17 protein-coding genes and 1 pseudogene are annotated in these 19,017 nt (G+C 70.0%); 17 read left to right on the top strand and 1 reads right to left on the bottom strand.

Annotation, left to right across the window (positions count from 1 at the left end):
- Positions 1 to 2 precede the first annotated feature (2 nt).
- The 15 genes and pseudogenes from rpsB to NVV95_RS07820 form a co-directional block, all read left to right on the top strand.
- A pseudogene (gene rpsB, locus NVV95_RS07890) lies at positions 3 to 759 on the top strand (30S ribosomal protein S2); the annotation flags it as partial.
- A 337-nt stretch (positions 760 to 1,096) separates the two neighbouring features.
- Positions 1,097 to 1,924, top strand: a complete 828-nt coding sequence (tsf, locus tag NVV95_RS07885) for a translation elongation factor Ts (protein WP_259486004.1) — start codon at positions 1,097 to 1,099, stop codon at positions 1,922 to 1,924.
- A 118-nt stretch (positions 1,925 to 2,042) separates the two neighbouring features.
- Positions 2,043 to 2,765, top strand: a complete 723-nt coding sequence (pyrH, locus tag NVV95_RS07880) for a UMP kinase (RefSeq protein WP_259486003.1) — start codon at positions 2,043 to 2,045, stop codon at positions 2,763 to 2,765.
- A gap of 46 nt (positions 2,766 to 2,811) precedes the next feature.
- Positions 2,812 to 3,366: a ribosome recycling factor gene (gene frr / locus NVV95_RS07875; protein WP_259486002.1), complete on the top strand. Its 555-nt coding sequence runs from the start codon at positions 2,812 to 2,814 to the stop codon at positions 3,364 to 3,366.
- Between the two features lie 97 nt (positions 3,367 to 3,463).
- Complete coding sequence (locus tag NVV95_RS07870; RefSeq protein ID WP_259486001.1) at positions 3,464 to 4,399, top strand: phosphatidate cytidylyltransferase; 936 nt, start codon at positions 3,464 to 3,466, stop codon at positions 4,397 to 4,399.
- 28 nt (positions 4,400 to 4,427) lie between these two features.
- Positions 4,428 to 4,982, top strand: a complete 555-nt coding sequence (locus NVV95_RS07865; RefSeq protein ID WP_259486000.1) for a DivIVA domain-containing protein — start codon at positions 4,428 to 4,430, stop codon at positions 4,980 to 4,982.
- A 211-nt stretch (positions 4,983 to 5,193) separates the two neighbouring features.
- A complete protein-coding gene (locus NVV95_RS07860; protein ID WP_259485999.1) occupies positions 5,194 to 6,816 on the top strand; it encodes an ABC transporter substrate-binding protein in 1,623 nt (540 codons plus the stop codon).
- A 100-nt stretch (positions 6,817 to 6,916) separates the two neighbouring features.
- Positions 6,917 to 8,002, top strand: a complete 1,086-nt coding sequence (locus tag NVV95_RS07855) for an ABC transporter permease (protein WP_259485998.1) — start codon at positions 6,917 to 6,919, stop codon at positions 8,000 to 8,002.
- 2 nt (positions 8,003 to 8,004) lie between these two features.
- Complete coding sequence (locus tag NVV95_RS07850) at positions 8,005 to 9,036, top strand: ABC transporter permease (RefSeq protein WP_259485997.1); 1,032 nt, start codon at positions 8,005 to 8,007, stop codon at positions 9,034 to 9,036.
- Positions 9,033 to 10,790, top strand: coding sequence for a dipeptide ABC transporter ATP-binding protein (locus tag NVV95_RS07845; protein WP_259485996.1), 1,758 nt, complete (start codon positions 9,033 to 9,035; stop codon positions 10,788 to 10,790). The genes NVV95_RS07850 and NVV95_RS07845 overlap by 4 nt, the downstream gene beginning before the upstream one ends.
- A 36-nt stretch (positions 10,791 to 10,826) precedes the next feature.
- Positions 10,827 to 11,552 (top strand): aggregation-promoting factor C-terminal-like domain-containing protein, encoded by a 726-nt coding sequence (locus tag NVV95_RS07840; RefSeq protein ID WP_259485995.1) that lies wholly within the window; start codon positions 10,827 to 10,829, stop codon positions 11,550 to 11,552.
- Between the two features lie 4 nt (positions 11,553 to 11,556).
- Complete coding sequence (locus tag NVV95_RS07835) at positions 11,557 to 12,228, top strand: aggregation-promoting factor C-terminal-like domain-containing protein (protein WP_259485994.1); 672 nt, start codon at positions 11,557 to 11,559, stop codon at positions 12,226 to 12,228.
- A 56-nt stretch (positions 12,229 to 12,284) separates the two neighbouring features.
- On the top strand, positions 12,285 to 13,931 hold the full coding sequence (locus tag NVV95_RS07830) for a cation:proton antiporter (RefSeq protein WP_259485993.1): 1,647 nt from the start codon (positions 12,285 to 12,287) through the stop codon (positions 13,929 to 13,931).
- Positions 13,932 to 13,970: 39 nt separating this feature from the next.
- On the top strand, positions 13,971 to 14,273 hold the full coding sequence (locus NVV95_RS07825; protein ID WP_259485992.1) for an Rv1322 family protein: 303 nt from the start codon (positions 13,971 to 13,973) through the stop codon (positions 14,271 to 14,273).
- A gap of 4 nt (positions 14,274 to 14,277) precedes the next feature.
- The gene (locus NVV95_RS07820; RefSeq protein ID WP_259485991.1) at positions 14,278 to 14,997 is read left to right on the top strand and encodes an alpha/beta hydrolase; all 720 of its coding nucleotides are present in this window, start codon (positions 14,278 to 14,280) and stop codon (positions 14,995 to 14,997) included.
- A gap of 11 nt (positions 14,998 to 15,008) precedes the next feature.
- Here NVV95_RS07820 and NVV95_RS07815 read toward each other — a convergent pair whose 3' ends face one another.
- On the bottom strand, positions 15,009 to 16,064 hold the full coding sequence (locus NVV95_RS07815; protein ID WP_259485990.1) for an AI-2E family transporter: 1,056 nt from the start codon (positions 16,062 to 16,064) through the stop codon (positions 15,009 to 15,011).
- Positions 16,065 to 16,184: 120 nt separating this feature from the next.
- Between NVV95_RS07815 and NVV95_RS07810 the strand changes: the two genes are divergently transcribed.
- Together NVV95_RS07810 and NVV95_RS07805 are read left to right on the top strand one after the other, a co-directional pair.
- The gene (locus tag NVV95_RS07810; protein ID WP_259485989.1) at positions 16,185 to 17,996 is read left to right on the top strand and encodes a DUF8094 domain-containing protein; all 1,812 of its coding nucleotides are present in this window, start codon (positions 16,185 to 16,187) and stop codon (positions 17,994 to 17,996) included.
- Positions 17,993 to 19,000: a tetratricopeptide repeat protein gene (locus NVV95_RS07805; RefSeq protein WP_259485988.1), complete on the top strand. Its 1,008-nt coding sequence runs from the start codon at positions 17,993 to 17,995 to the stop codon at positions 18,998 to 19,000. The genes NVV95_RS07810 and NVV95_RS07805 overlap by 4 nt, the downstream gene beginning before the upstream one ends.
- Positions 19,001 to 19,017 lie beyond the last annotated feature (17 nt).

Here is a 19,017-nt window from a genome sequence, read left to right as displayed (position 1 = left end):
ACATGGCCGTCGTCACCATCCGCCAGCTGCTCGACAGCGGCGTGCACTTCGGGCACCAGACCCGCCGCTGGAACCCGAAGATGAAGCGATTCATCTTCACCGAGCGCTCCGGCATCTACATCATCGACCTGCAGCAGTCGCTGGGCTACATCGACAAGGCCTACGACTTCGTCAAGGAGACGGTCGCCCACGGCGGCACCGTGCTCTTCGTCGGCACCAAGAAGCAGGCGCAGGAATCCATCGCCGAGCAGGCGACCCGCGTCGGCCAGCCCTACGTCAACCAGCGCTGGCTCGGTGGCCTCCTCACCAACTTCCAGACGGTCTCCAAGCGCCTCGCGCGCATGAAGGAGCTCGAGGAGCTCGACTTCGAGGACACCTCGAAGAGCGGCTTCACGAAGAAGGAGCTCCTCATCAAGAAGCGCGAGCTCGACAAGCTGCACAAGTCGCTCGGCGGTATCCGCAACCTGACGAAGACCCCGAGCGCGCTCTGGGTCGTCGACACCAAGAAGGAGCACCTCGCGATCGACGAGGCCAAGAAGCTGGGCATCCCGGTCATCGGCATCCTCGACACGAACTGCGACCCCGACGAGGTGCAGTACCCGATCCCGGGCAACGACGACGCCATCCGCTCCGTCGCGCTGCTGACCCGCATCGTGGCCGACGCCGCGGCCGAGGGCCTCATCCAGCGTCACCAGAAGCCCGAAGAGGGCGACGCCCCCGCCGAGCCGCTGGCCGAGTGGGAGCGCGAGCTGCTCCAGGCCTCCGAGAACCCCCAGGCCGAGGACGAGAAGATCGAGGCCGTCGACGGCGAGATCTCCGGTGAGGTCAACACGGAGGCCGTGGCCGAGGTCGTCGCCGCCGAGGTTCCCGTCGAGGAGAACGACGCCGACGCCCAGGCCGAGGCCGACCTCGCCGCGATCACCGACGAGTCGCTCGTGGTCGAGCACCACGTCGAGTCCGACGCCGAGACCGAGGCGAAGATCGAGGCCGAGGCCACCGAGGCCGAGAAGCGCCCCGCCGCCGAGTAGTCGAACCAGTCACACCGGCGGGCCGGCCACGAGCCGGCCCGCCACATCTCTCAAGGAGTCAGAAACACATGGCAACAATCAGCCTGGCTGATGTCAAGGCGCTGCGCGAGCAGCTCGGCACCGGCATGGTCGACACCAAGAACGCCCTGGTCGAGGCCGACGGCGACATGGAGAAGGCCGTCGAGATCCTCCGCCTCAAGGGTGCGAAGGGCAACGCGAAGCGTGCCGACCGCTCCACCAGCGAGGGCCTCGTGGCCGCCTCGCAGGGCGACGGCGCCGCGACGATGATCGAGCTCGCCTGCGAGACCGACTTCGTGGCGAAGGGCGAGAAGTTCATCGCCCTGGCCGACAAGGTGCTCACCGCGAGCGCCGCCGCCGGTGCGTCGACCGTCGAGGAGGCCCTCGCGGCCCCCGCCGACGGCAAGACGGTCGCCGACGTCATCAACGACGAGGCCGCCATCCTGGGCGAGAAGATCGAGCTCCGCCGCATCTCGCGACTCGAGGGCGAGAACTTCGAGATCTACCTGCACAAGACCTCGAAAGACCTGCCCCCGCAGGTCGGCGTGGTCGTGGCGTACACGGGTTCCGACGCCGAGACCGCTCGCTCCATCGCGCAGCACATCTCGTTCGCCGACCCGCAGTACCTCTCCCGTGACGACGTCCCCGCCGACGCCGTCGAGAAGGAGCGCGCGATCGTGACCGAGATCTCGAAGAACGAGGGCAAGCCCGAGGCGGCTCTGCCCAAGATCGTCGAGGGTCGCGTCACCGCGTTCTTCAAGCAGGTCGCCCTGCTCGAGCAGGACTACGCGAAGGACAACAAGCTCTCGGTCTCGAAGGTGCTCGCCGAGGCGGGCATCCAGGTGACCGGTTTCGCCCGATTCAAGGTCGGCGCGTAACACGCTGAGAGAGGGGCTCGGGCCAGTCGGTCCGGGCCCTTTTCCACGCCCGGGCGCATTCGGGGCCGGGCGGGAGACGATAGCCTGAGCAGGGGCATGACGAGAGGATGCATGGCGGATGAGCGAGCCGGATTCGAAGCGCAGGGTACTACTCAAACTCTCGGGTGAAGCGTTCGGCGGTGGCTCCCTCGGGGTCAACCCCGACGTCGTGTCCGGGCTGGCCAGGGAGATCGCGGAGGCGGCCCAGGAGGTCGAGGTCGCGATCGTCGTCGGCGGTGGCAACTTCTTCCGCGGCGCCGAGCTGTCGACCCGCGGCATGGACCGCGGTCGCGCCGACTACATGGGCATGCTGGGCACCGTGATGAACGCCCTCGCCCTGCAGGACTTCCTCGAGCAGGCCGGCGCCGAGACCCGCGTGCAGTCGGCGATCTCGATGACCCAGGTCGCCGAGCCCTACATCCCGCGCCGCGCCATCCGGCACCTCGAGAAGGGCCGCGTCGTCATCTTCGGCGCCGGCGCCGGGCTGCCCTACTTCTCCACCGACACGGTCTCGGCCCAGCGCGCGCTCGAGATCCACGCCGACGAGGTGCTCGTCGCCAAGAACGGCGTCGACGGCGTCTACTCCGCCGACCCGCGCATCGATCCGGATGCGGTGAAGCTGGAGTTCCTCACCTACAACGACGCCCTCGTGCAGGGCCTCAAGGTCGTCGACTCGACCGCGTTCAGCCTCTGCATGGACAACGGCATGCCGATGCACGTGTTCGGCATGGAGCCGGCGGGCAACGTGGCGAAGGCCATCCGGGGCGAGCGCATCGGCACGCTGGTCGCGACCTCGCACTGAGGCGCCCCACTACACTTGACAGCACAGATCCACTGAAGGAGTTGCCGTGATCACGGATGTACTGGCAGATGCCACCGAGCGAATGACCAAGGCCGTCGAGGTCACGAAGGACGACTTCTCCAGCGTGCGCACGGGCCGGGCGAACCCCGCGATGTTCCAGAAGATCCTCGTGTCGTACTACGGAACTCCGACGCCGCTCGAGCAGCTGGCGTCGCTGCAGAACCAAGAGGCGCGCACCCTCCTGGTCACCCCCTACGACAAGAGCGCCCTGCGCGATATCGAGCAGGCCATCCGCGACGTGCCGAACCTGGGCGCACAGCCCAACAACGACGGCACGGTCATCCGGGTCACCCTGCCCGACCTCACTGAGGAGCGCCGCAAAGAGTACGTGAAGATCGTCCGCACGAAGGCCGAGGACGGCAAGGTCTCCATCCGCAACATCCGCCGCAAGGCGAAGGACGACCTCGACGCCCTGAAGAGCGAGGTCGGCGACGACGAGGTGACCCGCGGCGAGAAGGAGCTCGAGCAGGTCACGAAGCGCTACGTCGACGCGATCGACGACGCGCTGAAGCGCAAGGAAGCCGAGCTCCTCGAGGTCTGACCTCGACAGGTCTGACACCGACGGCCCTCCGATGAGCCACGAACCCGGCCGGCCCCAGCCCGGCCGCCACGAGCCCCGCCCGAGTCGAACGCCGCGCGTGCGCCGCACCCGCACGCTCACGCGCGCCGAGATCCAGGCGCAGGTGCGGGCCCGCAAAGACCAGTTCGACGTGGCCAACGAGAAGATCACGGCCCGCTCCGGCCGCAACCTCGTCTCGGCCATCCTGATCGGGGTGGTGCTGGCCGGCGTGATGATCGTCAGCCTCGTGGTCATCAAGGAGCTCTATCTGGTGCTGGCCGTGGTGCTGGTCACCTTCGGCACGCTCGAGCTCGCGACCGCGCTGCGGGTGGCGAAGCTGCACGTCGCGCGCATCCCGACCGTCGTGGCGGGCGTGGCGGTCGTGCCCGCCGCCTACTACTGGGGCGCCACCGGGCAGTGGCTCGTGGCCCTGGCGGGCATGCTGCTCGTCACCCTCTGGCGACTGGTCGAGGTGGCGGTGCGGCAGCCGCGCAGCCAGGGGGCGAGGCCGGATGCCCGGGGACTCCTCAAAGACCTGGGCGCCGGCATCTTCGTGCAGGTCTACGTCTCGTTCCTCGCGAGCATCTCGGTGCTCTTGCTGGCGCAGGACGGCGGGCAGTGGTGGGTGCTGTCGTTCATCGTCGTGGTGGTGCTCGTCGACGTCGGCGCCTACGCCAGCGGCCTGAACTTCGGCAAGCACCCGATGGCCCCCACGATCAGTCCGAAGAAGACCTGGGAGGGTCTCGCCGGAGCCGCGCTGGCCGCGCTCGTCGGTGGCGTGCTGCTGTCGATCTTCGTGCTCGGCCAGCCCTGGTGGTTCGGTCTGCTGTTCGGTGCCGTGATCACCTTCACGGCCACCGTCGGCGACCTGTCGGAGTCGCTGCTGAAGCGCGACATCGGCATCAAGGACATGAGCTCCTGGCTCCCCGGGCACGGCGGATTCCTGGATCGACTCGACTCGATCCTGCCCTCCGCGGCGGCCGCGTACCTGCTCTGGGTGATCTTCGGATCGTGATCTCGGCGAAGTTCGGCACAATAGAGCCGTGAGCGCACCGTTTTCCCGCACCCGCAGTTCGAGCCTCGGCTACGACACGACCGAGGTCGACGACTTCCTGACCCGCGCGCGCGTCGCCTACGACGAGCGCGACCAGGCCGGTGAGTACACGCTGACGGCCGCGATGGTGCGTCAGACGGCCTTCGGCATGGAGAAGGGCGGCTACGACCCGCGCGCGGTCGACGCCGCGCTCGAGCGGCTCGAGGACGCCTTCGCCCTGCGCGAGCGCGACCAGGCCTACCGCCAGCAGGGCGACGAGGCCTGGTTCGCCGAGGCGCGCGGCCGCGCGGCCGAGATCCTCGCGAGGCTGGAGCGCCCCGACGGCGAGAAGTTCGACCGCGCCGGCTTCCTGCGTCAGGGCTACGACCGCCGCGACGTCGACGCCTTCGCCGCCCAGCTGATCGAGTACTTCCGGGCGGGAGCCGACGTCGCGGTCTCCGACGTGCGCACCGCGGTCTTCCGTCCGCGGCGCGGCGGCTACAGCGAGTCGCAGGTCGACACCGTGCTCGACGCGGTGGTCGACGTCATGCTCGCGGTGCGCTGAGCGCAGGAATCTTCAGAATCCGCGCTCGAATCGAGCATCCGGTGGAGGAAATCGCCGTCGATATTTCGATCGCGTAAAGAAACCTCTTCAGGCCTGGCCCCCGCTTGGGCGGCGCCCGTTCTTTGTGTTAGCTATGGTGCACAGCACAAGCGGGGAGCACGCGCATCGTCGCGCCTGCCCGCCTTCGAATCAGGAAGAGGTAATGCGAGACATGACGCCCGCATCCACGTTCACCCGGCGCTCGCTGACGCTCGTCGCCGGCGGCGCCGCCTTCGCGCTCGCCCTCACCGGCTGCGCCGGCTCCGGCGGCGACTCGTCGAGCTCCGGCGACGCCATCATCGTCGGCACGACCGACAAGGTCACCACGCTCGACCCGGCCGGCTCGTACGACAACGGCTCGTTCGCCGTGATGAACCAGGTCTTCCCGTTCCTCATGAACACGCCCTACGGCAGCCCCGACGTCGAGCCTGACATCGCCGAGAGCGCCGAGTTCACCTCGCCCACCGAGTACACGGTGAAGCTCAAGGAGGGCCTGACTTTCGCGAACGGCAACGAGCTCACCTCGTCCGACGTGAAGTTCAGCTTCGACCGCGACCTCGCGATCGCCGACCCGAACGGCCCGTCGTCGCTGCTCTACAACCTCGACTCGGTCGAGACGCCCGACGACCTCACCGTCGTGTTCAAGCTGAAGAGCCCCGACGACCAGGTCTTCCCGCAGATCCTGTCGAGCCCCGCCGGCCCGATCGTCGACGAGGACGTGTTCTCGGCCGACTCGATCACCTCCGACGCCGACATCGTCGAGGGCAAGGCGTTCGCCGGTCAGTACTCGATCGACAGCTACGACTTCAACAATCTGATCTCCTACGTGCCGTTCGACGGCTACAAGGGTGTGCTCCCGGCGGCCGAGTCGCCGGTGCAGGCGAAGTACTACGCCGACTCGTCGAACCTCAAGCTCGACGTGCAGGAGGGCAACATCGACGTGGCGTTCCGCAGCCTCTCGGCCACCGACGTCGACGACCTCTCGGGCAACGACAAGGTGAAGGTCTACGACGGCCCCGGTGGAGAGATCCGCTACATCACCTTCAACTTCAACACGCAGCCGTTCGGCGCCACCACCGCTGATGCCGACGTCGCCAAGGCGACCGCCGTGCGCCAGGCCGTGGCCGACCTGATCGATCGCGACGAGATCGCCGAGCAGGTCTACAAGGGCACCTACACGCCCCTGTACTCCTTCGTGCCCGCCGGCCTGACCGGCGCCACCGAGGTGCTGAAAGAGACCTACGGCGACGGCAACGGAGGCCCGAGCGCCGACAAGGCCAAGGCGACCCTCGAGGCCGCCGGCGTCACCGGCCCGGTCGAGCTGAACCTGCAGTACAGCCCCGACCACTACGGCCCCTCCTCGGGTGACGAGTACGCGCTCATCAAGGACCAGCTCGAGTCGTCGGGCCTGTTCACGGTGAACCTGCAGTCGACCGAGTGGGTGCAGTACGCGAAGGACCGCACGGCCGACCTGTACCCGGCGTACCAGCTGGGCTGGTTCCCCGACTACTCAGACGCCGACAACTACCTGACGCCGTTCTTCCTCACCGAGAACTTCCTCGGCAACCACTACGACAACAAGGAGGTGAACGACCTGATCCTGAAGCAGGCGTCCACCCCCGACGCCGCCGAGCGTCAGTCGATCATCGAGGAGATCCAGGCCAAGGAAGCCGTCGACCTGTCGACCGTGCCCTACCTGCAGGGCGCCCAGGTCGCCGTCGCCGGCACCGACGTCGACGGCGTCACGCTCGACGCCTCGTTCAAGTTCCGCTACGCACCCCTCACCAAGGGATAGTCCGCACGACGGGTTAGGGTACTCCCTGGCCCATCGCACAGGGGCGACCGGTTCTGCCGGTCGCCCCTCGTGCGCCACCGGCTCCGACTGATTGGCAACGATGACGACAAGTCTGCTTCCGACCGACGCACCGTCGGTGGTCGCTCCCAAGCCCAAGAGCGCGGGCGGAGGGCTCGGCAGGTACCTGCTGATCCGCTTCCTGCTGATCTTCCCCACCATCTTCATCCTGGTCACCCTGGTGTTCCTGCTGATGCGCACCATCGGCGACCCGATCACCGCGGCCCAGGGCGGCCGGCTCACCGCCGAGCAGCTCCAGGAGCGCATCCATGCCGCCGGCTACGACCGGCCCGTGCTGGTGCAGTACTTCGAGTACCTCGGCCAGGTCTTCACCGGCAACTTCGGCAACACGATCTCCGACAACCGCCCGGTCACCGAGGTGCTGCTCACCTACGGCGGCGCCACCCTCGAGCTCGCGTTCTACGCCCTCATCGTCGCCTTCATCGTGGGCATCCCGCTCGGCATGCTGGCCGCCTCCCTGCGCGACCGGGTTCCGGATGCTGTCCTGCGCATCTTCGCCATCCTCTGCTACGCGACCCCGGTGTTCTTCGCCGGCCTGCTGCTGAAGCTCGTGTTCTCGGTCTGGCTGCAGTGGCTGCCGGTCGCCGGACGGGCCTCGACCCGCACCGAGCTGTCGATGCAGACGCTGCCGAACAAGACCGGCATCTACCTCATCGACGCCATCATGCTGGGCAACTCCACCGCCATCGGCGACGTGCTCTCGCACGCCGTGCTGCCGGGCATCGCCCTCGGCCTGCTCACCGCCGGCGTGTTCCTCCGCCTGGTGCGCACGAACGTCATCGGAACGCTCGGCACCGACTACGTCGACGCGGCCCGCTCGCGCGGCGTGAGCGAGTTCCGGCTCGTGCGCAAGCACGCCTACAAGCCGGCGCTCATCCCGATCATCACGGTGATCGGCCTGCAGATCGCCCTGCTGCTCGGCGGGGCCGTGCTCACCGAGACGACCTTCGAGTGGAAGGGCCTCGGCTTCCAGCTGGCCGCCTATCTGGCCGCGCGCGACTTCGTGGCCGTGCAGGGCATCGTGGCGCTGCTGGCCGTGTTCGTCGCCGTCACCAACTTCGTCGTCGACGTGATCGCGGCGCTGATCGACCCGAGAGTGAGGTACTGATCATGACGAGCGACGTCATCGCCTCCGTGCCGCCCGTGAAGAACAGCCTGCTGGGGCGGATGCCCGTGGTGAAGCAGCTCCGCCAGAGCGTGGGGCTGCAGCGCGGCATGCTGATCGCGGGCCTGAGCATCACGGGCCTGTTCGTGCTGGTGGCCGTCTTCGCGCCGCTGATCGCGCCCTACGGCTTCGCCCAGCTGCGCGACGCCCAGGGCTCCTTCGGCGCCCAGCAGCCGCCGAGCGCCGCGCACATCATGGGCACCACCGTCGGCGGCTACGACGTGTTCTCGCGCGTGATCTGGGGCGCCCAGACCGCCGTGCTCGTGATCGTGCTCGCCGTTGTGTTCTCGATCGTCGCCGGCATCCTGCTCGGTCTCGTCTCGGGCTACATCGGCGGCTGGCTCGACCGGGTGCTCGTCGTCATCGGCGACGCCATCTACGCGTTCCCGTCGCTGCTGCTCGCGATCGTGCTGTCGATCGTGATCTCAGGCGGGCAATCGAGTCTGTGGGGAGGAATTCTGGCGGCGGCGCTGTCGATCACCGTCGTGTTCATCCCGCAGTACTACCGGGTGATCCGCGCCGAGACCATCCGCATCAAGGCGGAGCCCTACGTCGAGTCGGCGAAGATGCTCGGGGCGTCGACCTCGCGCATCATGTTCCGGCACGTGCTGCGGAACGCGACCCGCACCCTGCCGATCATCTTCACGCTGAACGCGTCGGAGGCGGTGCTCACGCTCGCGGGCCTCGGCTTCCTGGGCTTCGGCATCGAGCCCTCGGCGGCGGCCGAGTGGGGCTACGACCTGAACAAGGCGCTTTCCGACGTCACCAGCGGCATCTGGTGGACGGCGCTGTACCCGGGGCTCGCCATCGTGCTCTCGGTGCTCGGCATCACCCTCGTCGGCGAGAGCCTGAACGACCTGGCCGACCCGCGCCTGCGCGGCCGCAAGCGCGTGAAGGCGAAGGCGGGTGCCGTGTCGCTCACCGCCGTCGACCAGACCCTGCCCTCCGACGTCGAGATCCGCGAGGAGAACGCATGACCGCCACCACCCCCGCCTCACCGGGCACCGGCGCGGGAGCCGTCGGCGACGCGGTCGTCGACATCGACCGTCTCGGCATCTCGTTCGCGACCGACGCCGGGGCCGTGAAGGCCGTCGACGACGTCAGCCTCACGGTGCAGAAGGGCGAGATCGTCGCCATCGTCGGCGAGAGCGGCAGCGGCAAGACCGTGACCGCGAAGTCGATCCTCGGGCTCCTGCCCGGCACCGCCACCGTCAACGGGGCCGTGCTGCTGTCGAACCGGGCGGGCACCGGGCGCTCCGACGTCGTGGCGCTGTCCAGGCGCGAGCTGCGCGAGGTGCGCGGCACCGACGTCGCCATGGTGTTCCAGGAGCCCTCGACCGCGCTGAACCCGGTCTACACGGTGGGCTGGCAGATCGCGGAGGGCCTGCGCGCCCACGGCCGCATCTCCCGCGCCGAGGCCAAGGCGCAGGCGGTCGAGATCCTCCGCAAGGTCGGCATCCCCGACCCCGAGACCCGGGTCGACTACTACCCGCACCAGTTCTCGGGCGGCCAGAAGCAGCGCGTCGTGATCGCCGCGGCCCTCGTGATGAACCCCGGGCTGATCGTCGCCGACGAGCCCACGACGGCGCTCGACGTCACCGTGCAGGCCGAGATCCTCGACCTGCTGCGGCGCCTGCGCGACGAGTTCGGCACGGCGATCGTGCTGATCACCCACAACATGGGTGTCGTCGCCGACCTCGCCGACCGGGTCGTGGTGATGTACCAGGGCCGGGTCGTCGAAGAGGCGGATGCGCAGACGCTGTTCTCCGCGCCGCAGGCCGAGTACACCAAGAAGCTGCTGGGCTCGGTGCCCCGCATCGGGCAGGGTCGGGCGCACACCGAGAGCCGGGCGGCGCTGCGGGCCGGGGAGAGCGCCGAGCGCGCATCCGCCGGCCGCGTCGAGAACGCGGTGGTCGAGGCCAAGGACCTCGTGATCGAGTACCCGGGTCGCCTCGGGCGCAAGGGGTTCCGGGCCGTTCAGGGCGTCTCGTTCGCGATCGCACCCGGCGAGGTGCTGGGGCTCGTCGGCGAGAGCGGATCGGGCAAGACCACGATCGGCCGCGCCATCGGCGGGCTCACGCGGGCGACCGGTGGCTCGCTGAAGGTGCTCGACTTCGAGATGGTCGGCTTCTCGGAGCGGCGCTTCAAACCGCTGCGCGCCGACATCGGCTTCGTCTTCCAGGACCCGGCGGCGAGCTTCAACCCGCTGCTCAGCATCGCCGACGCGGTGGCCGAGCCGCTGATCATCCACGGCCGGGCGACGAGCCCGTCCGGGGCGCGGGCGCGGGTCGACGAGCTGCTCGAGGCCGTGCAGCTGCCGAAGAGCTACGGCGACCGCTTCCCGCACGAGCTGAGCGGCGGTCAGCGCCAGCGCGCGAGTCTCGCCCGGGCGCTCGCGCTCGAGCCGAAGCTGCTGATCGCCGATGAGCCCACCTCGGCGCTCGACGTCTCGGTGCAGGCGCGCGTGCTCGAGCTGTTCGCCGAGCTGCAGCGGGAATTCGGCTTCGCGGCCCTGTTCATCAGCCACGACCTCGCGGTGGTCGATCTGCTGGCCGACCGCATCGCGGTGCTCTACCACGGCGAGCTCGTGGAGGAGGGGACCGGGGCGCAGGTGCTCGACGACCCGCAGCACGAGTACACCCGCCGGCTGATCGCCTCGCTGCCCGTGCCCGACCCGGTCGAACAGGCCGAACGGCGCACGGTGCTGGCCGCACTTCGGGCCGGAGCTTAGGAGTCTCCGGCCCGATGGGCTAAAATCGGACGAATCGTGGCCAAGCACTCCCAGAACGACGACCGCCCGAGAGTCACCCGCTCTCCCGGCGCCGTCGAGCGAACCTCCGAGCGCGCATCCGTGGCGCCCCGCACGCCCGCGCGGCGCACGGGTCGGCTCGCGCTGCAGCTGGCCGGTCTCGCCGCCGTGACGGCCTGCGCGTTCGTCACCGTCGTGGCCCCGAACATCGGGGCGTCGTCGGCGACGGCGTCGTTCTCGGGGGAGTTCGACGAGGGCAGTGTCGGGGTGCAGAACCTCGAGGTCTCCGCCTCGGCGGCCACCGCGCTCGTGCGCGACGGCTACACCGTGAAAGACCCGCCGCCCCCGCCGCCGCCCGTCATCGTGGCCGCGCCGTCGCCGGTCGAGAAGTCCACGAGCTCCGACAGCGGCTGCCCCGACCCGAACGCGGCGGTCGCCGACCCCGCCACCGCTCAGGCGGTCGCCCTCGAGCTCGCGGCCGCCCGCGGCTGGACGGGGGCGCAGTACGACGCCCTGATCGCCCTCTGGAGCCGGGAGTCGGGCTGGCGCGTCAACGCGCTGAACGCCTCCAGCTGCGCCTATGGCATCCCGCAGGCCCTCCCGGGGTCGAAGATGGCCTCGGCCGGCGCCGACTGGCTCACCAACCCGGCCACGCAGATCACCTGGGGCCTGAACTACATCCAGGGCCGCTACGGCGACCCGGCCTCCGCCCTCGCCCACTCCGACGCGAACCACTGGTACTGATCCCATGGCGCTTCGTCAGTCCTCCCCGAACCCCGTCGTGCACGCCGGGGTGAAAGCGCTCGCCTTCGGAGTCGCCGCCTCGTTCGTGCTGCTCTTCGCCGTCAACGCGCACTCGGCCGAGGCGCAGCCCACCGGCACCTTCGGGCCCGAGGTGACCAGCGCATCCGTCGCCGGTCAGTCGCTCACCGCGAGCGGGAAGTCGACCGCGATCGCCCGCGACGGCTACACCGTGAAAGACCCGCCGGCCCCTGAGCCGGTGCCGGTTCCCGCGGTCGTCGCTGCCCCCGCGCCCGCGTCGGGTGAGGACGAGGGCGGGTCGGCGGCCCCCGCCTCCTCGGCCGGCTGCGAGGCCAACGTGGTGCCCACCCCCGGCCCGCCCGCCGCGGGTTCGCTGCAGGACATCGCGTACCAGGCCGTCATGGGCTACGGCTGGGGCGAGCAGAACTATTACTACCTGCTGGCGCTGTGGAACCGTGAGTCCGGCTGGAACCCCGAGGCCCACAACGCCTCCTCGGGCGCCCACGGCATCCCCCAGGCGCTGCCCGGCTCCAAGATGGGGCCGGGTTGGGAGAGCGACCCGAACGTGCAGATCGACTGGGGCCTGCGCTACATCGCGGGCAGCTACGGCACCCCGTGCGAGGCCTGGGCGCACTCCGAGGACTACAACTGGTATTGATCCGCACGGCCCGAATGCGGGCCGGCTGCGCGCGGCCGCTTCACTAGGCTGTCGCCATGCGACCTGAGATCATCGGTGTGATCTGCCTGATCATCGTCGTCGGGGTCTCGGTGCTGTCGCCGAAGCTGAGACTCGCGACGCCCATCCTGCTGGTGCTGATCGGGCTCGGCATCTCGATCATCCCCGGGGTGCCGCCCGTGCACGTGCCGTCGGAATGGATCCTCGCGGGGGTGCTGCCGCCGCTGCTGTACTCCTCGGCGATCAACCTGCCGCTGGTGGACTTCCGCAAGAACATCGGCTCGATCTCGGTGCTGTCGGTGCTGCTCGTGATCGTGAGTGCGGTCGGCACCGGTTTCCTGCTGTTCATGATCCTGCCCGACCTCAACCTCGCCGGTGCGATCGCCCTCGGCGCGGTGATCAGCCCGACGGATGCGGTGGCCGCCACCTCGATCGGCAAGAAGCTCGGTCTGCCGCCGCGCCTGATCGCGGTGCTCGAGGGGGAGAGCCTGGTCAACGACGCCAGCGCCCTGGTGCTGCTGCGCACGGCGACGGCGGCGTCGGCGGGTACGCTCGCGCTCGGCGGGTTCGGGGGAGTGGCGGTCGACTTCGCCTACTCCTCCGTCGTCGCGGTGGGCGTGGGGCTCGTGGTGGGGGCGCTCACGGTCTGGGTGCGGTCGCGGCTGAACGACTCCGTGCTCACCACCGCGGTGTCCTTCGTCATCCCGTTCCTGGCCTACATCCCGGCCGAGGCCATCGGCGCCTCCGGGGTGCTGAGCGTGGTGGTCGCCGGTCTCTACACGGGGCACATGGGGGCGAAGCACTTCACCGCCTCGGTGCGCATCAGCGAGCGGCTGAACTGGCGCACCATCCAGTTCCTGCTCGAGAACGGCGTGTTCCTGCTGATGGGGCTGGAGCTCAAGGACATCTTCGTCGACGCCATCGGCCGCGACCCGCAGTCGCAGAACCTGAACGCGTGGGAGGCGGTCGTGCTCGGCATCGGGGCCGCGCTCGTGCTGTTCGTCATCCGCTTCGCCTTCGTCGGCCCGCTGCTGGCCTACCAGCGGGCGCGCGCGCACCGCCGCGACCCGTCGGGGCCCGAGGCCGTCGAGGCCACCGGGTGGAAGGGCGGACTGGTGCTCAGCTGGGCCGGCATGCGCGGGGTGGTCACGGTCGCCGCCGCCCAGTCGCTGCCCGAGTCCACGGCGTACCGCAGCCAGCTCATCCTGATCGCCTTCACCGTCTCGATCGTCACCCTGCTGCTCCAGGGCGGCACGCTGCCGTGGCTGATCCGGATGCTGAAGCTGCGCGGCGTCGACGCGGCGGCCGACCACGCCGAGTTCGCGACCCTCGTGGACGAGCTGCGCGCAGCCGGGCTGCAGGTGCTCGAATCGCCCGAACTGAGTCTGCCGACGGGCCAGGCGGTCGACGAGGGGGTGGTCGACCGGGTGCGCGGCGACGCCGAGCTCCGCAGCGAATCGGCCTGGGAGCGGGCGCACGCGGCGGCCGCGCACGATGGCGCCGCCGAGTCGGCCCCGCACGAGCAGTACCGGGTGCTGCGCATGGAGGTGCTGCGGGCCGAGCGGGCCGCGCTGCTGGAGGCGCGCGGGCGCGGCGAGTTCTCCTCGCGCATCCTGGTGCGGGCGCAGCTCATGCTCGACCAGGAGGAGTCGCGCCTGCTGCAGTCCGACGGCGAAGGGCACTGACCGGCCCCCCGGCTTCGTAGACCTTCGTAGACTGGAGGCATGCCCCGCAGCAACCGTCCCCGCCGCAGCGCGGGCGGAGCCGGCGACGACGACGAGTCGGGCCTCGAGCGCCTGCTGTCGGGCTGGAAGCGCACCGAGGTGCGCCGGGGCATCACCTGGAACGTGCAGCCCGTCTCGGCGGCATCGGCGGTGAAGGCCTACGCGTGCCCCGGATGCTCGGTGCCCATCGCCCCCGGAACGGCCCACCTCGTGACCTGGCGCGCCGACGGGGTGATGGGCGACGCCAGCGACCTGGCGGCCCGCCGGCACTGGCACACCCACTGCTGGAGAATCGGAGCCTGACCCTGTGACCACCCACGAGATCCGCTCGTCGACCGAGCTGCCGGCCCGCCGCGAGGACATCGAGCTGCACACCGACGACGGCCTCACCCTCGTCGGCGAGCTCGCGACACCGCTGTCGGGCGACCCGGTCGCCACCCTCGTCACCCTGCACCCGCTGCCGACGCACGGCGGCTTCATGGATTCGCACATCCTCCGCAAGGCCGCCAACCGGCTGCCGGCGCTCGCCGACGTCGCGGTGCTCCGCTTCAACCTGCGCGGCGTCAGCTCGCCGCGGGGCACGAGCGAGGGCGCCTTCGACGAGGGCGAGGGCGAGCGGCACGACGTGGCGGCGGCGATGCGCTTCGTCGAGGAGCAGGGGCTCCCGCATCCGTGGCTCGTCGGCTGGTCGTTCGGCACCGAGCTCGCGCTGCGCTACGGGGCGCAGTACCCGATCGACGGGGCCATCCTGCTCTCGCCGCCGCTGCACCGGGCGACCCCCGAGGAGGTCGCGGCGTGGGAGGGCAACGGCAAGCGGCTCGTGGCCCTGGTGCCGGAGCTCGACGACTTCCTGCGTCCGGCGGAGGCCCGCCAGAGGTTCGCGACCGTACCGAGCCTCGAGTTCGTCGAGGTCGAGGGGGGGAAGCACCTGTGGGTGGGGGAGCAGCAGACCCGCCGCGTGCTCGATGAGATCGTGGCGCGGGTCAACGCGGCGGCGTACCCGCTGCCGACGACGTACGAGGCTTAGCCGCGCATCCGTCAGCGCTCATTCTGTATCGGTATCACGACCTGCTTGATGATGAGCAGGATGCTCGCCGCGATCGGGATGGCGATGAGCGCGCCGAGCACCCCGAGCAGGGTGCCGCCCGCGAGCGCCGCGATGACGACGATCGAGCCGGGCACCGAGACGGCCCGGTTCATGATCTTGGGGCTCAGCAGATAGGCCTCGACCTGCATGTAGACGATGTAGTAGATCGCGGCGACCAGTGCCGTGAGGGGTGACCCGAGGCCGGGGATCAGGCAGACCAGCACGATGATGACCGAGCCCGAGAGTGTTCCGACGAGCGGCACCAGCGACAGCGCGCCGGCCAGGAACGCCAGCACCGCCGAGAACGGCGCGTTGATGATGTTCAGGAAGATGAAGCTGAGCACGCCGTTGGTGAGGGCGAGCGAGATCTGGCCCACCACGTAGCGGCCGACGGCCCCGGTGACCTGCTCGCCCAGATCGGCGAAGCGCTCGCGCTTGGTGGCGGGCACCAGGCGGTAGACCGACCGCTTCATGCCGTTCAGCGAGGCGGTGAAGTACAGGGTGAGGATGAGCACGATGATGGCGCCGAAGGCTCCGCTCGCGATGCCGATGCCCACCTGCAGGGCGCCACCGGCGAGGGCGGTCACGTTCCCGGCGTCGCGGAAGTAGTCGAGGATCGCGTTGTAGACCTCGTTGACGTCGATGAAGCCGCCGAGGTTGCGGGTGGCCTGATCGCGCCACTGCTGGTCGACCACCTGGTTGAGGAGCGTGGGCATCAGGTCGACGAGCTGCGAGATCTGGTCGACGATGATTGGCACCACGGCGAAGACGAGCCCGGTGAAGATGCCGAGCACCGCCACCAGAACAGTGAGGATGGCGAGCCAGCGGGGCCAGTGCTTGCGCTCCAGCCAGGAGATGATGGGGTCGAGGCCGAGGGCGATGAACAGGGCGACGCCGATGTAGGTGAGGATCGTCGCGAGCGAGGTGACGGCGCCCAGGATGCCGATTCCGACGCCCACACCCAGTGTCGCGACGAGACCGAGCGTGAAGGCGTTCTGAATCTTCACAGGTGCTCCCTCGAAGGTGGTGTCGGCGACGTGAAGCAATCCTACTTGTCGCCTGAACGCCGCCTGTGCGCCGGGCGGCAGCGCATCCGCTATCTTTTAATGTCTTTGTCAGGAGTCTTCGTGCGCTTTATCTTCGCCATCTTCGCCTTCATCATCGCGACCGCGCTGATCGGCGTCGGCGTCGCGCAGCGAACCGTGTTCCTCCCGCCGTCCACGGTCGCCTCGACGGTCGCCGTCGACGACCCGACGCCCTATCTCATGATCGACTCGTCGGCGCTGCTCGCGCACCAGGGTCGGCAGACGCTGGCCCTCACCGGCAGTGACACGGTGTTCGCCGCCTACGGCCGCACCTCCGACGTCGAGGCCTGGCTGAACGGCTCGGCCTACACCTCGATCGGGCTCGACGTCGACACCGACGAGATCACGGCGACCCCGGTCGAGGCGAACGCCGACGCGGCCGACAACGTGGCCGCGGGTTCGGCGAACCCGGCGGGCAGCGATCTCTGGCTCGAGCAGTTCACCTCCGACGACGCCATGTACCGCACGCTCAGCCTGCCCGCGGGCTACTCGGTGATCGTGGCCTCCGACGGCACCCAGCCCGCGCCCTCGCAGGTGCGCATCTCCTGGCCCATCGCCAACGCCACCCCGTGGGTCGGCCCGCTCCTGGTCGCCGGCGTGGTGTTCCTCATCGCCGGTCTGGTGCTGCTCGTGCTCGGGCTGCTCCACATGCGCCGCTCGCAGCGCCCTCGTCGCAAGCCACCGGCGCTGCCCAAGGGCAAGCGGTTCTCGCCGTCGCGCACCAACGCCATCGAGTCGGGCATGAAGCGCGGCCGACGTTCGATCGCCCCGATCATCGCCCTGCCCGTCGCGCTCGCCAGCGTGGTCGCGCTCGGCGGCTGCTCGAGCGACTACTGGCCGCAGGCGGCCCCGGCGACGTCGACGGATGCGGCGACGACGGCCGCGACCCCCGACCCGACGGCGACCCCCGGTGCCGACGGGGCCCTGCCGGTCGACGACGCCGACGACGACTCCCCGACGCCCGCGGTCACCGAGGCGCAGCTCGAGGCGATCGTCGCGAACATCTCCACCGTGGCCGCCGAGGGCGACGCCGCGTCGAGCACCGACGCGCTGTCGAGCCGCTTCGAGGGCCCCGCCCTCGACCTGCGGGGCGCCACGTACGCCATCCGCGCCGGCTATCCCGAGTACCCGGCGCCGCAGGCCATCCCCGCCGGCCCGCTGCAGGTCGTGCTGCCGCAGGCGAGCAGCACCTGGCCGAAGACGGTGTTCACCGTCGTGCAGGCCGACGACACCACGGTTCCGCCCGTGGCGCTCATGCTCGTGCAGGAGAGCCCGCGCGCGAACTACAAGGTCTACTACGAGATCTCGCTCGAGCCCGACACGAGCCTGCCGCCGGTGGCGGCCGCGAGCGTCGGCACCACGCGCCTCGCGCCCGAGACCAAGCTGCTCACCCTCACGCCCGACCAGCTGAAGACGGCCTACGCCGACATCCTGCTGAACGGCGACGCGAGCCAGTACATCGGCGACGTCGACCCCGAGGGCGACACCCTGCGCACGCAGGTCGGAGCGCAGTTCAAGGCCGACCAGAAGGCCGGCTTCTCGACCACCGCGTCGATGGAGTTCGCCTCGGTCGACGCGCCGGGTCAGGACATCGCGCTGGCGACCAGCGGCTCGGGCGGCCTCGTCGCCGTGAACCTGCGGGAGTCGCAGACGGTGAAGCCGGTCGAGTCGGGCGCCACCGTGAGCCCCACGGGTGCCGTGAAGGCGCTCTCGGGGGTCACCGAGTCGGCCAAGGGCACCGAGGCGGTCTACGACTACCAGCTGCTGTTCTACATCCCGCCGTCGGGTGACTCCAGCAAAGCCGAGCTCCTCGGGTTCACCCAGGGGCTGATCCAAGCCAAGGAGCTGCCGTGAGCATGATCCCGCCCTCCGCCGCGAGCCTGCGCGGAGCCGTCGACCTGTCGTCGCTGGTGAACCGGCCTCAGCCGGGCGCCCCGGGTGCCGGGGCCGGGGCGGGTGCGGGCGGAGCATCCGGTGCCCCGGGAGCCCCCGGAGCCCCTGGTGCCCCCCGAGCAGCGGGAGGCCCCGGCGCCGCCGGTGCCCTCGTGCAGGAGGCCACCGACGCCACCTTCACCCAGTTCATCGAGCTGTCGAACCAGGTGCCGGTGATCGTCGACCTGAAGGCCGACTGGGCCGAGGCGAGCGTCGAGCTCACCGCGCTGCTGACCCGCATCGTCACCGCGTACGCCGGCCGGCTCGTGCTCGTCGGCATCGACGCGCAGAACAACCCCCAGCTCGCGCAGGCCTTCCAGGCGCAGTCGGTGCCCACGGTCGCCGCCCTGGTGGGTGGGCGACCCGTGCAGCTGTTCCAGGGCTCCTACCCCGAGGAGGAGGTGCGCGCGGTCATCGAGCAGGTGCTGCAGCTCGCCGCCCAGAACGGGGTCACCGGAACGATCGAGGTCGGCGACGCCGGCGACGGCCCGGCCGAGCCCGTCGAGGAGCCGCTGCCGCCGCACCACGCCGAGGCCTACGACGCCATCGCGCGCGGCGACTACGCCGAGGCGATCCGGGAGTACCAGACCGCCATCGCCCAGAACCCGCGCGACGCCCTCGCGGTCGCCGGTCTCGCCCAGGTGAAGCTGCTCGAGCGCCTCCAGGACAAATCCCTCGACGAGATCCGCTCGGCGGCCGCCGCGGCCCCGGGCGACCTCGACGCGCAGATGCTCGTGGCCGACCTCGACGTCTCGGGCGGGCACATCGACGACGCCTTCGGCCGCCTGCTCGACCTCTTCCCGTCGCAGGACGCCGACGGCAAAACGGCGGTGCGCACCCGCCTCCTGGAGCTCTTCGAGATCGTCGGCACCGACGACCCGCGCGTCACGGCGGCCCGCCGCCGCCTCACGATGCTCCTCTACTGAGCTCACCCCCGATCCAT

Source organism: Herbiconiux gentiana (genome assembly GCF_024978135.1).
GTDB lineage: Bacteria > Actinomycetota > Actinomycetes > Actinomycetales > Microbacteriaceae > Herbiconiux > Herbiconiux gentiana.
The sequence above is the reverse complement of the archived record's forward strand: the minus strand, read 5'-3'. Positions and strand labels throughout refer to the sequence as shown.